The 13973-nt window shown below is 59.7% G+C and carries 12 protein-coding genes and 1 pseudogene; 7 read left to right on the forward strand and 6 right to left on the reverse strand.

Features of this window, described 5'->3' with window-relative positions; translation table 11 throughout:
- The first annotated feature begins 133 nt into the window (after positions 1-133).
- Complete coding sequence (locus BLT03_RS03460; protein ID WP_092740378.1) at positions 134-3799, forward strand: hypothetical protein; 3666 nt, start codon at positions 134-136, stop codon at positions 3797-3799.
- A gap of 85 nt (positions 3800-3884) precedes the next feature.
- On the opposite strand, the gene BLT03_RS24400 is transcribed toward BLT03_RS03460, so the two are convergent.
- From BLT03_RS24400 to BLT03_RS03470, 3 genes are all read right to left on the reverse strand, one after another.
- The gene (locus tag BLT03_RS24400; protein WP_175537647.1) at positions 3885-4028 is read right to left on the reverse strand and encodes a hypothetical protein; all 144 of its coding nucleotides are present in this window, start codon (positions 4026-4028) and stop codon (positions 3885-3887) included.
- A 56-nt stretch (positions 4029-4084) separates the two neighbouring features.
- Positions 4085-5203, reverse strand: a complete 1119-nt coding sequence (locus BLT03_RS03465; protein WP_092740380.1) for a hypothetical protein — start codon at positions 5201-5203, stop codon at positions 4085-4087.
- A 165-nt stretch (positions 5204-5368) separates the two neighbouring features.
- The gene (locus tag BLT03_RS03470; protein ID WP_092740382.1) at positions 5369-5950 is read right to left on the reverse strand and encodes a hypothetical protein; all 582 of its coding nucleotides are present in this window, start codon (positions 5948-5950) and stop codon (positions 5369-5371) included.
- 427 nt (positions 5951-6377) lie between these two features.
- On the opposite strand from BLT03_RS03470, the pseudogene BLT03_RS03475 reads away from it, so the two are divergent.
- The 5 genes and pseudogenes from BLT03_RS03475 to BLT03_RS03490 form a co-directional block, all read left to right on the forward strand.
- Positions 6378-6704: pseudogene (locus BLT03_RS03475) on the forward strand (transposase); the annotation flags it as partial.
- Between the two features lie 206 nt (positions 6705-6910).
- Positions 6911-7045: a hypothetical protein gene (locus tag BLT03_RS24995; protein WP_281243275.1), complete on the forward strand. Its 135-nt coding sequence runs from the start codon at positions 6911-6913 to the stop codon at positions 7043-7045.
- Between the two features lie 108 nt (positions 7046-7153).
- Positions 7154-7393 carry a DUF1161 domain-containing protein gene (locus BLT03_RS03480; RefSeq protein WP_092740384.1) on the forward strand — a complete coding sequence of 80 codons (240 nt, stop codon included), beginning with the start codon at positions 7154-7156 and terminating at the stop codon, positions 7391-7393.
- 82 nt (positions 7394-7475) lie between these two features.
- Entirely contained in the window at positions 7476-7805 is a 330-nt protein-coding gene (locus tag BLT03_RS03485) for a hypothetical protein (RefSeq protein ID WP_092741027.1), read from the forward strand.
- Positions 7806-7819: 14 nt separating this feature from the next.
- The gene (locus BLT03_RS03490) at positions 7820-8161 is read left to right on the forward strand and encodes a hypothetical protein (RefSeq protein WP_092740386.1); all 342 of its coding nucleotides are present in this window, start codon (positions 7820-7822) and stop codon (positions 8159-8161) included.
- A gap of 97 nt (positions 8162-8258) precedes the next feature.
- Here BLT03_RS03490 and BLT03_RS03495 read toward each other — a convergent pair whose 3' ends face one another.
- From BLT03_RS03495 to BLT03_RS03505, 3 genes are all read right to left on the reverse strand, one after another.
- Positions 8259-8939 (reverse strand): DUF6988 family protein, encoded by a 681-nt coding sequence (locus BLT03_RS03495; RefSeq protein WP_092740388.1) that lies wholly within the window; start codon positions 8937-8939, stop codon positions 8259-8261.
- A gap of 202 nt (positions 8940-9141) precedes the next feature.
- A complete protein-coding gene (locus BLT03_RS03500) occupies positions 9142-9777 on the reverse strand; it encodes a DUF4124 domain-containing protein (RefSeq protein ID WP_092740390.1) in 636 nt (211 codons plus the stop codon).
- A 194-nt stretch (positions 9778-9971) separates the two neighbouring features.
- Complete coding sequence (locus tag BLT03_RS03505; RefSeq protein ID WP_217640133.1) at positions 9972-10481, reverse strand: hypothetical protein; 510 nt, start codon at positions 10479-10481, stop codon at positions 9972-9974.
- Positions 10482-10848: 367 nt separating this feature from the next.
- On the opposite strand from BLT03_RS03505, the gene BLT03_RS03510 reads away from it, so the two are divergent.
- Positions 10849-13797: a UvrD-helicase domain-containing protein gene (locus tag BLT03_RS03510; RefSeq protein WP_092741031.1), complete on the forward strand. Its 2949-nt coding sequence runs from the start codon at positions 10849-10851 to the stop codon at positions 13795-13797.
- Positions 13798-13973 lie beyond the last annotated feature (176 nt).

The raw sequence follows: 13973 nt of genomic DNA on the forward strand, positions 1-13973 counted from the left end.
ATAGTCGCGCTGAGCACCAGCAGGCATTGCTAAGCTAGATGCCACGGGAGGTTTCGGTCAGAGTCACGAAAGTCGAAGTCTCCAGCCCCAACAAAAGTACGAGGCGGCAGCCCCGGAGGGAACTTGGACCGACATGACCTCAAGCACTGAGACCATCCGCCGACTTGCGGAGATGAGCGACCCCTCAGCATTTGAGCGCCTTGCCGCGGCAGTTCTGCGGGCCGCGAATCCTTACGTTTACGGGAACATGGCCCATCCCGGGGTGCAGCCTGGCGGGAAGACGGTGAGAGCGCCGTTCGACAACGTTGGCTGGTTGAACCTGCCGAACGGTCAGTCGCGGCTTGTGTGTGCTGCGCACACCACAGAGCAGAACGACCTGAGCGGAAAGTGGCTTCACGATCCATCAACAGTGAAGGTCAGAAGGCCCGGCGGCAAGCCGACAAAGCCCGCAGGGGACTTGATCAAGGGCATCGAAGAAATCGAGAAATTGCGCACGACGACACCAGGCCTCGGCGTGACCTACGCCTTGACGAGCAACATCGAGGTCTCCCTTGAATTGCGTACTGCGGCCGAGCAGATGGCATTGGTCGCCAACGTTGAGCTTGATGTCTGGTCTGTCTCTCGGATAGCGCACTTCCTAGACACCGACCCGACTGGACAGCTCATCCGCAGGTCTCACCTCGGGTCGGAGATCGAACTGCTGTCACGTGAGCTTTTGCTGGAGATGGGCAAGCGCAGCATTCGAGATCACTTCCCATATTTGTCGCTGCCGGACGCAGTCCATCGCGACGAATTCGCCCTCGGACTGAGCGACTTGCTGGTGGTCGGCGACTCAGGGATGGGTAAGACAACGGCGTGCGCGGTGGCTCTGAACTCACACATCGAAGCCGGGTTGCCGGCGATCGCTATCCCATCAGAGTTCGTCGAAGTTGAGCCAACTTTGGAAGCCGCGCTCGAGAAGGAACTCAGGCGCCAACACCCCGGCCTTGAATCGGCAGCAGGCGAGAGAGCCGTGGCTCTGTGCACTGGCGATGCGCCCCTAATGGTCCTCTTCGAAGACATCAATCGCTCGTCTAGCCCGGAGCGTCTATTAAACAAGATCCTCTCATGGACCAAGGCAATGTCTGGGGGATCTGCCAACGTCCGGGGTTGGCGCGCTGTATGCCCCATCTGGCCACGACATCTGAATGCGATCGAAGAACAGAAGGGCTTGGCTGAAGGTGTGGAAATCCTCCGGATCGACAAGTTCAGCCAGGCCGAGGCAGTTAGAGCCATCTCCACGCGCGCGACGTTGCTGGGGGTGACGATGGACGAAGGGCGCGCGGATTACATCGCCTCAAGGTTGGGGTGCGATCCCTTGCTGATTGGGCTGCATGACATCCAGTCTGACGTCGTGGCCGCGGACGTCATCCAGTCCTATATTGCTAAGCGCCTTCGCCTGGTCGCGAGTGCGCGTCATCGCACGCCTTCCGAAATGCTTGAAGCTGTCCACGCCCTGCTACGGTCCGGGCTGCAGCAGCGAAACCTGTCCCCATCTTGGGGCGAGGTCCGATCCTGGATTCATGACAAGGAGGTGCTAGACACGCTGAGAAACGTCGCTCTTGAAGGAAGCATCATTCGGCTGTCCAGCTCCGGAAGGGATGAAACCATCGCGTTTAGGCATGACCGCGTCTTGCACGCCCTGGCCAGCGGCTCAATGACCGAAGTCCTCAGTGAAGCTCAGGCACCTGAGTACGTCGCTGATCCTTTCTTCGCTGAGATGGCGGCAGGAGCCGCGGTAGAGGCAAGGCTACCGGCGAAGGCTTTGCTCGACCTGACGGTCGCAAGTCCAACAGTGGCTGCCCACGCATTGAGGCTCGCGTCGGAACAGAACCTGGCCTACGCCGACATTGCAGCGGAGGCGCTTATGTCCTGGCTAGTCCGGCCCGAAACAGCCGATGTGACGATGGCCAGTCGACGATACGCGGTGGCCGCCGTTCTCGCCGAGACCACATCCCGCCAAGTTCTGCTCCTAGCTGAGCAGTTTCCTCGAGATGACTCTCTATGGTGGGATCCGCTGTGGGCAGCTGCGTTCAGGAACGGCAATCTCCGCTCCGGCCTGGCCTTCCTCTCACGGTTTGAGCTGGGCATGACAGTGGCAGGCAAGCAAAGCTTGTTGTCGCTGGTGAAAAGGACGTATGGCGACCACCTAGTCGATGAGGTCAGCAAGATCTTGCAGCGCGCTGACTTGGACCTGTTCACGCATGACGGCATGAGGACGGGGGCCCTTCGTCTGGCTGGCTACGTTGGCGACAGTAAGTTGGCTCTCGCCATTCGAGTCTGCTGGGACAAGGACAACAAGAAAGAGCGGGACCTCCGCTCCTATCTGTTCGCGGCCGCACGGTGTTGCGGTGATGCGGCAGCAGCAACCCTTGACCCGATTCTTACCGCCTGGGAGAGCCTTCCCGAAGACCCAGAGTCAACGATCGGCCAGCCCGTCGATTACTTGGCGTCCGACGGGCTGGCCTGGGAGTTCAGGCATTACCCGCCCCGGCAAACCGTCCAGTACTTCGTCGATAGAGCGCAGTCCTCCGAAAGGCTGAGATGGCCCATCACTTACATGCTGCGAACGGTCGATCACCCCATCGCGGTGGAGCATTTGGCACGCTATGCAGCGGCGCATTCCTTCGCCATATTCACGAGCGGCCTGCTGTCGGACTGGGAACCGAAGTCCAGCAGGCCTGTCAGACAAATGTCGTCGGATTCGAAGCACCGGCTTCTGGAGATCGCCCTCTCCGAGAACGAGGCTGATGACGTCCGTAAGCAGGCATTCTCTTTTTGGGATAGGTCCGCCTCGCCTACCGATCTACAGGCCATGAAGCAGATTCCGGAAGGGAGCCTTCTCTTTGACCGCGCTCTTCGGGCCAGGGCGCGGCGGCGCGACTATTCAGTCACCCCGCAGGTACTCCTCAAAATCAAGGGTGACCCGAAAGGTTGGCTTCGGACCGGAATCCACATCTGGTCGAGCCCGCTGACAGAAGTGCTGGAGTCCGTGCTTGACCAACTGGCAGCGAAGTCGGATGGAGACCCCGACGACCTTATTCATGACACCGCGAATGCGTTGATGTGCGTAGAAACGAAGCGGCGTGTCGCAATGCTGAGCGCTAGATGGACAAAGTTTCAGACCACTCCTGAAATGGTTCAGGTAGCTCTCCTCTCTGTTGGTCCTGAGGCGCTTGCCTTGGTGTTGGATGCCATCACTGGAGCACATGATCCTGGTGTATTGCTGAAGCACTTCGCGATCACGGCGACCGTATTTTCAAATGGAACGCAGCGACTCGCAGCACCTGAACAATTAGATAATTTGCGTCCATTCCTACAGCACCTTTCTGAAGGAGATATCGTCATCCTTTCGGACGCGTGCGATAAGAACGGATGGGTTGATTTCAAGCGTCGATATCTTGAGCCGCGTATGCGAGCGATGCCGAATCGCAGATTCTTTTTGCCTGGTGATGCGGTCGATATGGCCGCCCTTGATAAGGCTCTGAATCCGAAGCCCGGGGTCTTGGTCAACATCCATCGATGGCTTGAGAACTCGATGCGTCGAGGAATGGACCGCGAGGTTCTCATCGAAGCCCTGATGCAGTGGCTAGAAAATAACAATGAGGAACGAGCTATCAAGATCATCGCGGAGATCATCAGCGAAGGAGGAACCCGTAAGGAGTTTCGGGTGTTTGAGGAAGCGGCCAAGCAGCGGCCGGATACCGCAGGCCTCATTGATGAGGTCCGCTTCGACGTATTCCGCAGAAGACTTGTCTGACGTCTTCATTTTCGCTCCTTCGAATGGCTGAACAGCCCCGGGTTCCTGCGGAGGGGCACTCAGATGGTCGCGGTCTGACAGGCGTTCACGGTATGCAGTCAACTAACCACATCATGGCGCAGCTGTTTGACACGCCACCGAAGATCCGGGAAACAGCGGCGAACTCAGGCTGGATCCGGGACATCGCGCTGGCGATCAGCGAATCGCCGGTCAGGACTGCCAGCAGCATTACGGTCACGGTTACGCCAACGCGAACCGTGGTGGCTTGGTACAGCGCTTGGGAGATCAGGCTATTCGTGCGTAGGTTTTTCCATCCAAGACTCGTTTCACTTGGTCCACATCTTTCGCCCCGATGCGCACGTAAATTTCCTCGGGCGTGTGGTTTTTGGCGAGTTCGCGTATTGCCTTGACTTGGACCACAGATAAGCGCCCGTCCCGCCCGCAAATCTGCGCTATCGCCCAGTCATTGTCCTTCCACTTTTCGGCGACCCATGGTGCCGGTAATCCCAAGCGTGGATGGTCATTCAGCCACTTGTGCAGAATCTTGTAGCGATCATCGGGCAGAGGAACGACGCCTTTCGAAAGCAATCCGTTTTCGCGCAGGTAGCGCAGGCCGCTCTTTCCGCCCGGCACCATGTTGAGCCGGCGTTCGTCATCCCAATGTCCTTCCACTAGGAACTCTTCCGCCTCGTAGAGCTGCTCCACATCGTCGGTGATAGCCATCACCTTGTGGTGCACGTACGTGAGACGCCCACCCTCTTGCTCTTCGCGAAATCGGCGATGGAAAAGCAATGGACTGCCCGTCTCAATCGCGCGACGGTGCTCGGACCAGCGCTTTTGCCAGCTGCGGGTGGACACACCCACATAAAATGACCCGTCGTCGGGGTAAGACGCACCAGCGCCGAAGATGTGCTGGTAGAGGACGTATGCGCGTTCGGGGTAGTGCTTGGGCGATAGCAGGAAGTGCGCGGGCACCGAAAATACAAGGCTAGGGCTCCTGATGGTGCTTTCGTCAATCTGCGTAGCTCCGCGCATGGCCGCAGCCAAGTACGCGGGGTCAGTAACGACTTCCACCGAAATCGTAGGCTGGATAGCTAACTCGCCTTCGCCCAGGGCGCCGAGACCGTACTCTGGCTTGCGGTCCACCGTTCTGTGCCCATCCATGAGCTTCCTGAACGGAGAGATGAACCCCGGACGGTCGCCCATGAAAATCATGCGCACCACGGGTATCACTTGGCCTGGCTTGAGCCTAAACACGCCGTGGGGATTCGCAGCCACCCGCGCCCATTCCCGCCCGTAGTCGGAAGACCGCACGAAGTCTTCAATCAGTTGCTCAACCTCGCGCCGCCTTCGAATCATCGACTTAGGCGCCAGATGCTCCCACCAAGCCTTGTTTAGCTTCATCGCGTCACCGCCTATCCTTCAAAAGCCGGCCGGCCAAGCCTACAGTTGGCGTGCCGTTTGAGCGCCAAGCTTGCACGTCTGTGGCTCCAACTTCCAAACCAGCGCCGAACGCGGCATCGCCTTGCAGGGCATCACCGCACTCTAGTATCACTATTATTGCGGCGCTCAAAGTTCAGAACACGCTCTAGGGACAGGGGTCTTGTCTTGGTCCGAGGACGTTGCTGGCTGTGCATAGGCCGGTCGGTACAGGTGGGTCTTGGGATCCAACCGCAGTGTGGGCAGGTGGTAATCGCCGCCCATGGCTGGTGAGCGCACCTTCAGCTGGATCTCCTGCGGCACGCCATCGCGCCAGTGGCCCGGAACCAAGTCAAGTTCCTCGGGCGGGTCTGCTGGAAACAGGTGGGACAGCTTGCCGACGCAGCGGCCGCTGTCATCCACCAATAGAGGCAGCGGAAAGTGCTCCCAGGGTGCATCGGGCGGCAGGCCCCGGTAGTAGGCGTCGGTGAACACAGCCAGCACGCGCACCTTGGCGGCCTTGGACTCCGAGTTCCCGGCACCGACCTGCACCAGCGGGCAGGAACGGACAGCTTTGCGGTACGGTTCCCAGCCCGCCGGAAGCGGCAGGTCCGCCTCTGGCGCCTGGCAATGGGTGGGATCGAGCGCCATGGGTGCTTTTGCCCCCACATTGACCACTGTAGACAGCATGGCAACCGCAAGCCAGCCGACATGCACAAGAGCTGCGTTCATGGGCGCATCAAAAGAGCAGAAATGGAATTCACCGGATGTGTCCGCGTCCTCCCGGTCACTTAAGCCCGCAGATGCGAAGCGTTGCTACGGAGACCGCCCAATCGATGCGCAAAGTTTCCGAAGGAATCAGGAACTTCAAAGCTAGCATGCTCCAATATGCTTGCATCGACTAGACAGTTACCCTATGCCTGCCGAGCCCTATTGCGAAATGTAAGCGAGGACCGCCAGTGCGCGCCATCAGGCTCCGTGACGACGTTCCTGCAGCTCGAGCAGACAGTCAGCGAAATCGGGCTGAATTCGGGCCATCGCACTTGGGCGTGGCCACGGATATCACCGCCGGAAGTTTTGAGAAGTATCTTTAAGGAAGGTCTGAACAACTGCATCTGATGTTGCAACAATGGATCAACGACCCGAGCGGACGATCTCGATGCAGCTGAGCTTTGGCGATGCGGACTACAACGGCAAGCGGGCACAGCGCGAGGTGTTTTTGTCGGAGATGGATCATCTGGTGCCGTGGAAGGATCTGCTGTCCCTGATCGCGCAGCACTATCTAACGTCGGGGCAGCCGGGCCGGTAGCCGTACCCGCTGGAGACGATGCTACGCATCCACTTTCTGCAGCAGTGGTATGCACCGAGCGATCCGTCGGCGGACGAAGCGTTGTACGACATGGTGTCCATGCGCCGTTTCGCCAAGATCGGCGGTTTGGACGATGTGCCGGACGAGACCACGATTCTCAACTTCCGTCACCTGCTGGGGTAGGAAGTCGCCGATGGAACGGTGGCTACCAGTAGAATTTGTTCGACCTGCTCAGGTCGGGCTCGTCAATCCTGGCCTCGCGACCGGGAACATCGGACAAGGATACGGAGATCGTGTGCGGCGCCAATCAGACGCTGCAGCTCAACTACACAATGCGGCTGATGTACGACTCGGGCGTCTGGGTCGATCGCTAGACTGCGCACATGCAAGCATTCCGCGTGTGCGCTCTCGCCTACGCGTGGCGCATCGCCAAGCGCCAACCGATCAATCAGGGTGCTGCTGGCACCCTTGTCCCCACGCCCGACTTGCTACACTCGTTCAACGCCGAATCGGCCTGATCAGGCGGCAACCGCCAGGCGACCAGGACGGCCTCGCGACCAGACCTCGGACGCGCCCAACCTTCCATACCCAAGTCCCCACTCCTCTCCTCGACCATCGGTACCATCATGAAATCCACTCTCGCCTTCGTGTTGCTCGCCCTCGTTTCCTTGCCAACGCTGGCAGCCGGCAGAAGTTGCGATGAATTGAAGTTCGAACTTACCGCCAAACTCGATCACCTTGGCGTCAAGGACTACACGCTGGAGATCGTCGACAACGCCGATATCAATGAACGCAGCAAGGTCATAGGCACTTGCCAGGCAGGAAGCAAGAAGATCGTCTACAGCAAGAACAAGCCGTCGACCTAATCGGCATACGCTATCCCGTCATGCAGGCAACGTGGTGCGACGGCGCGCAAGGCGGCGTCCTCGGGCGGTGCAGGGGTACGCCATGCAGGTAGTGGATCACGAACCGCACGCGTGGTTCCTGCTGCGCGACGGCGACACGCTGCTGCTCGACGTCGACTGCAGCCATGGCGCGGTCGGTTACGTGTGGACTATGGTGCTGACGGCCCAGGAAGTTGCGCAATTCCGCGCGCTCGGGCGTGATGTCATCGCGCAGCTCGCCGAGCGCGTGCAGTCGACCGCGCCGGGGGTGGTGGGCAATCGGTCGCCGTATCTGGTTCGTAAGGCGGATGTCGATACCCGCCAGCGGGTCACGGTCGCCATCAAGGCCTGGATCCAGGACGAGGATGTCCGGCAGTCCGTGCCGGAGAGCTAGCGGAACCACCCAGGATGCACGTCGACATCACCCACCACGTGGACGAAAGCGAACCCGGCGAGGCGGACGGCTACTACTACTACGCCTACACCCTCTACCGCTTCAGCGACGGCCGCGATCGGCTGCTGGCGCGCAGCTACGACGACGAGGCCGATCAGGCGCATTTTCTGAACATCGAGGTGGATGGCCGCCCGCGGACGATGACGGATGCGGATCTGCGGCATCCGCTGCTGCTGGCCGCCGCGGCGTACTTGGCCGAGGCCGGCAAGCGTAGACTGCGCTGGCTGAGCGGCCGCGGCGATGGCTATGAACCGCTGCCCGACCAGCCCACCATCGGATCAGCGGAGCGGTCATGAATCATGAAGCGCGTCACGGGGATTGGCGGCATCTTCTTCCTGGCCACGCTGTGATGTGTCGACTCCTCTGTCCACCACGGTATCAGGCACATTGGCATCACTTTTTTAGATCCGGCAGACAGTCGGCGAAGTCGGGCTGGATCCGGGACATCGCACTGGCGATCAGTGAATCGCCGGTCAGGACCGCCAGCAGCATTCCGGTCATGGTGACCAGACCGTTCGAATTGCGCAGGATCTGCAAAGCCAATGGCAATGGAAATCCTTCCTCGACGCGGCGCAGCGGATGCAGCCCGCCGTGAACGAACGAGTTCATGGCCGACCAGGTCATGTCTTTGAAGTGCGCGAGCATTTGATAGGCACCCACAGAGATCCCTTCACCTGGGCTCCCCATGCTCTTTCGCATGTCCTCCATCATTTCGCTGACGCTGGGCAGGTTCTTCGCGGCCTTCTCGCTCTCGACGGTGAGCGGTGCCAGCAGCTTTTCGATCGCTGAATCGGGTGCGGCGTAGAGGAGCCACGCCGCCCGCGTCAGCGCTTCGAACTGAAGCCGCATGAGGGCTACCGCCGAAGTGGCGAGCGCTAGTTCCATGAGGGCGCGAAGTCCCTCTGCATGTTCCAAAGCCACGAAGCACATGCCCGTCGCAACCTGCGAGCGTGGAGCACCATGGAAGCCCTGCTCACCCAGGAGCTTGAAGATGTGCTCGTGCAACTGTTCCGAGCGCGCCAGCATCTGATCGAGGTCAAGCTGCGCACCGTACGGCAAAGAGAAGCTGGTCATTGGCCAATGGTAGGGGACGGCATCGCCTCACCGGTGAAGCCCGTCACCACGGCTTGAGAGGCCAGATCGCAACCTAACACCAGTCTGGATGGACTGGCCGAATGCGACCGGCCGAACGGCAGGCATCAGGACGAGCACCGCCACAGGGTGATGGATACCGCATGCGCTGCACCAGGTAGCCGCCGCTCCAGCAGGGCTCAGGTCATTGGCAGTTCCATCCGGTCCCGGCGCGGCTGCAGGTTCGCCCGGTGGGACCGGTGAGGACGTCCGGACCGGATTTGCGATAGATCGCGCCTGCCGTGTCGTAGCAAAAGCCTGCGTCGCAACTGGCGATCGTCGGGACCGGGGTGGTGATGATCTTCGGGGGTTCCTGCATCAGCGGGGTGTTGCTACCGCAACTGGCATTGACTTGCGCAATAGCCGCATTGGTCCGCATGCGTTTCTCGTCCTGGGAGAGCGTCCGGATACTCGATACGAACTCCAGTTCCTTCTGTGCGCTGCGGCAGGCCGGGGTGTCGGCCGGGGACACAGAGGTCCCGTTCTGAGCGACCGACGATGCCTCTGCACGCTGGCGCCGCTGAAACTCCTGTTCATCGCGCTCTGCCACCCGATCCTGGTGTTTTCGCTCCAGGGCCCCTGCCGCCTGCGCGCGCTCCCGCGTGATTTCGTCGGCACTTTTAGGACGTTCCAGCAGCTCGCCCGTTTGGTTTGCAGCGCAGGGAACATCCGCGTAGGCGGTCTTGCCTGCTGCATCCGTGCAGCGGTGGACCTGGGCGTTGGCAGCGAAGGCAGCGGACACGCACACGGCGGCGCAGAGGAGTGACTTGAAGATTTTCATGTAGCGATCCGCAAGGGTTAACAGGGTGCGTGATTCCCCATCAACGCATGAGCGGACTGCATAGTTGTCTGAGGCTCCTGCCACATTGCAACAAACTGCTACAACACTTCAAACCGTGCGTACTGCAACGCAGAGGCGCCAACTGCGGGATGGAAGTGGAAGGCCCTGCCCTGGACCTTCCACTTCCACGGCCATCACGGCATGTATTTGATCGTCAGTAACGCGTTGGGCGCGATGCATCCGGTTCTTTGCGCCAGGATCACCCAACCAGACGGTACCGGTGCCACGTTGCAAACCTCCATGGTGCCCAGTTCAGGGCGAGCCTCGCGGATTTCCCAATAGGCGTATCCCGGTAACCCACACCCTTTCGCGACGGAGGTGACGACCCATCCCGGCGGAACGCTGGAGGCGGGAACGTTGCACATGGAGAAACTGATGCTGTTCGGCGCTGCATACCGGATCTGGTAGTTGGGAACGCCAGCGATGCAGCCGCCCTGGACGTAGGTCACCGCCCATCCCCGTGGCACCGCCGTCAGGCCGCACATGTTCATCGTGCCGCGGGCCGGATCCACCCTGCGTATTTCATACAAGCCATTGCCGGATCCACAGCCGGCGCGAATCGACGTCACCACCCAGCCTTCGGGAATGGGAACGTTGGCACAGATTTCCATCAGGTCAATGGAGTTGGGCGACTGCAGACTCATCGTACTAGTCTGTCCCCCTTGCACACCCGCAATCGCGATGACTGGACACAGCGCAACGGCGGCTGCCACCACCAGCTTGATCAAATTCCTCACAGCAATTCCCTTGTTGTTATCAAATGAATGAATCAGCGAATGAACTCACTCACATCCTTTTCTAGGCACGCATGTGCCAACGAATGAGTACATCAGGGAAAGACGAATGGAGAGGAATGGGCCCCCACTTCAGACAACAAGCACCACCAAAAATGTGGAGCGCCATCACAGTTGTCGAGCCTGCCACGCGTCACCAGCGGAAGGCGTCGCTTAAAATTTACGGCCACGGGGGATGCGTTTGGAAACCACAAAAACGATGAACGGAACGGTCGCCATGCCAACCGTGACCGTCAAAGAGTCATGGCTTGACGTGTGGTTCTGCTTTCGCAAGCCACTCGCTCTAGAGCTCTCCGCTCAGACGGTGACGTTCGACGGAACATGCATCGGGTATTGGCAACTGACCTCGGTGCAAGAGAAGGCGCCGTCGTGGTTCCTACCAAGGTGGTTGGACCGCTCGTACCTCTTGCTGACTTATCAAGAAAATCAGCAACAACGGGATTTCACCCTCGTCCTGCGCAGCAACTCAGGGGCTTCCACACGGCAGTCGATCTTGCAGCGTGTCCAGCTGAAGCTGGTGCAGATGCTAGATTCGGCGCATCAAAAGCTGGTCCCTCTTCGGTACGACCTGGACGAAGCATATCGATCGGGCCGTTACGTTCGACATTCTCAGGCGGAGCGGATTGTCGACAAGTATTCAGTGATGGTCCAGAAGATGGCGCCGCACCTCAATGCGCTGCATAGACATCCATTGCTGGAACCCGGCGACAGGGTTCGTGCAAGGGCATTGAAAGAAGAATTCGATGGCCTAGCCAAACCCGTTATCGACCCTGATGCGTACCGCCAGGATCACAACGAGCGGTACATTGGCTATCAAGCCCAGTTGGAAGCCGACTACTTCAACCAGGTCGAAAGCAGCCCGCTGACCGAAGAGCAGGTCAAAGCTGCGCTGGTGTTTGAAGATGCAACCCTGGTCGTTGCCGCGGCAGGTTCAGGCAAGAGTTCATGCATCGTCGGCAAGATCGGCTTCGCGCTCAAATCCGGTATGTTCAAGGACCACGAGATCATCGCACTGGCCTACAACGCGAAGGCTGCCGAAAGCCTGGAAAAGCGGCTGTCCCAGAAGCTCTCGAAGGCCATTGGGCGCAAGGTGACAGTGGCGTCGAGAACCTTCCATTCTTTTGGTCTGTCTGTGCTGGTTGAGGCCAATGGAGAAGGCATCCGGCCGCGCGTACTCAAGGAGGATGCAGGAGAGGAAGGACGTTTCTTGCGCACCGTCATTGCAGGATTGAAGGACAAGGATCTCGCCTTCCAGCAGGCACTCGCCGACTGGCTCTTGTTCGCACCCTTCGAAGACCCCAGCCCCTTCGGCGTGACCGGCGATCTGGAAGAATGCGCCCGGCGCTACGAGGAATGCTGTCGGCAGCGCATCAAAGCGAAGAGAGAAGAGGGAAAGGAAAGCTACGTACCCACCATTCCGACCCTGGACCCGGCGATCCCGGTGCGCTCCCTGGAAGAGCGCAGCATCGTGAACTGGCTGGTTCTGCGGGGCATTCCATTCTCGTATGAACTGCCTGATTGGGACGGCGCAAAGCTGCTTGGACTCGGAGTCTCGGAAACATCGAAGAAGCAGCGCCCCTACAAGCCAGATTTCACCTATCGCCGGACTGACCGCCTGCACGATGGTACGCAACGCGAGGTACGTATCATGCACGAGCATTTCGGATTGGATGCTGATGGGCGAGCACCTGCATGGATGGGGGGCGCCCAGTACGAAGCGCAAGCCCGCAGTAAGAGAGCGATGTTCAAGAAGCGAGTAGCCAGCAGCCAACGCACCAAGAATCCCGTCGTTTTCTTCGAGACTACCTCAGCCCAGTTGCGCGATGGCACGCTGTGGGCCCATCTGGAGCAGTCGCTCAAGGGTGCCGGCATCCTGGTGGGTCCGCCCTCCCAAGACGTGTACCGGCGGGCGATCGCCAGCTTCGGGCCCATAGAAGAACGCGAGAAGCTCATCATGGACTTCGTGCTGCGGTTCAAGGATTCGGGGCTCACGGAAGCACAGGTCTTCGACGAAGCAAAGCAGCAGCCCAACTCGTGGCGCGCAGGCCTGTTCTTGAAGGTGGCTTTTACGGTCTTCCATGCTTACCAAAAAGCGTTGAGGGAGGCAGGCAAGATCGACTACGCCGACATGCTGCGCGAGGCGGTGGCTGCGCTACGCGATGGCCGCGTCAAAACACCATATCGGTTTCTCTTGGTGGACGAGTTCCAGGACATCGCACGTCTGCGGGCAGACCTTGTGAAGTCCGTCCTTGACCAGGCCCCCCACGAGTCGATCGTGTTCTGCGTGGGCGATGACTGGCAGACCATCAATCGGTTCTCCGGATCCGACGTCAGCATCTTCAAGAACATCGGCGCCCACTTCGGACGCCATGAGCGCCAGTTGATGCTGTCACGCACTTTCCGCTGTTCCAGCGGGATCGCGACGCTGGCCCGCGAACTGGTGCTGAAGAATGCCAACCAGTTCGACAAGCCCGTGCATGCCCGGCCGGACCGGCTGACCCAGTGCGTGCGTGTCGTTCTTCACAAGCCAGGCGCGGAGCATCGGATGCCAGCACTGGAGACGCAGCTTGCAAGCCTGATCGACACCGGCCGAGCCCTGGGCATCACGATTCCGTCTGTGCAGATCCTCACCCGCACGACGGCCGAAACAACGGCGCCGCAGGGGCTGGAATCGGAGGAAGCGATCAAGGCACTGAAATCCAGGTACGACGGCAAGCTGGATGTGCAGGCCATGAGCCTGCATGGGTCCAAGGGCCTGGAGGCCGATTTCGTGGTGTTGGTCGGATTCGACTCTGGCTTTCGAGGGTTCCCGGACGAACGCGCACCGGAGCCGTTGCTGGACTTGGTCTTGCCAAAGCTCGCCAACGAAAACGAAGAAGAACGCCGATTACTCTACGTCGGCCTCACCCGGGCCAAACATCTGGTCGTGATCCTGGCAAATGGGGAGGCACCGAGCGAGTATGCCCTTGAGCTGTCGGCACTGTCGGAAGAGCACGCTTTTATCGACTGGATCAACCTGGGTGCCCAGCGTGCAACGTGTCCGAAATGCACGAAAGGATCGCTATTGATGCACTCCAACGGGCGCAGGCTCGATTGCTCACGCTCCAGCCGCTGCGGCTACCGGGCTTGGGTAGGCCAGGCCGCAAAACCCACTTCCATTCATTGAAGCCGCAGGACGATTGGCGCCTTATTGGACGTTCGGATTAGATCCTGACCGTGACGCGGCCAGGGAGTCGTATGCAAGGAAAACACCTCATCGATAACGACCGCGCTGGGAACGCCATGGTCACTGCAGAGCTCAGCATGCGACTTCTCCATGCCACCACGAACATCACACCGCAT

The sequence above is a fragment of the Paracidovorax valerianellae genome (assembly GCF_900102625.1).
In the GTDB taxonomy this organism is placed as follows: domain Bacteria; phylum Pseudomonadota; class Gammaproteobacteria; order Burkholderiales; family Burkholderiaceae_C; genus Paracidovorax; species Paracidovorax valerianellae.

Coding starts and splice junctions, on each gene's coding strand:
- BLT03_RS03460 (WP_092740378.1), top strand. CDS start 134: ATGACCTCAAGCACTGAGACCATCCGCCGACTTGCGGAGATGAGCGAC.
- BLT03_RS24400 (WP_175537647.1), bottom strand. CDS start 4,028: ATGCTGCTGGCAGTCCTGACCGGCGATTCGCTGATCGCCAGCGCGATG.
- BLT03_RS03465 (WP_092740380.1), bottom strand. CDS start 5,203: ATGAAGCTAAACAAGGCTTGGTGGGAGCATCTGGCGCCTAAGTCGATG.
- BLT03_RS03470 (WP_092740382.1), bottom strand. CDS start 5,950: ATGAACGCAGCTCTTGTGCATGTCGGCTGGCTTGCGGTTGCCATGCTG.
- BLT03_RS24995 (WP_281243275.1), top strand. CDS start 6,911: ATGCAAGCATTCCGCGTGTGCGCTCTCGCCTACGCGTGGCGCATCGCC.
- BLT03_RS03480 (WP_092740384.1), top strand. CDS start 7,154: ATGAAATCCACTCTCGCCTTCGTGTTGCTCGCCCTCGTTTCCTTGCCA.
- BLT03_RS03485 (WP_092741027.1), top strand. CDS start 7,476: ATGCAGGTAGTGGATCACGAACCGCACGCGTGGTTCCTGCTGCGCGAC.
- BLT03_RS03490 (WP_092740386.1), top strand. CDS start 7,820: ATGCACGTCGACATCACCCACCACGTGGACGAAAGCGAACCCGGCGAG.
- BLT03_RS03495 (WP_092740388.1), bottom strand. CDS start 8,939: ATGACCAGCTTCTCTTTGCCGTACGGTGCGCAGCTTGACCTCGATCAG.
- BLT03_RS03500 (WP_092740390.1), bottom strand. CDS start 9,777: ATGAAAATCTTCAAGTCACTCCTCTGCGCCGCCGTGTGCGTGTCCGCT.
- BLT03_RS03505 (WP_217640133.1), bottom strand. CDS start 10,481: ATGAGTCTGCAGTCGCCCAACTCCATTGACCTGATGGAAATCTGTGCC.
- BLT03_RS03510 (WP_092741031.1), top strand. CDS start 10,849: ATGCCAACCGTGACCGTCAAAGAGTCATGGCTTGACGTGTGGTTCTGC.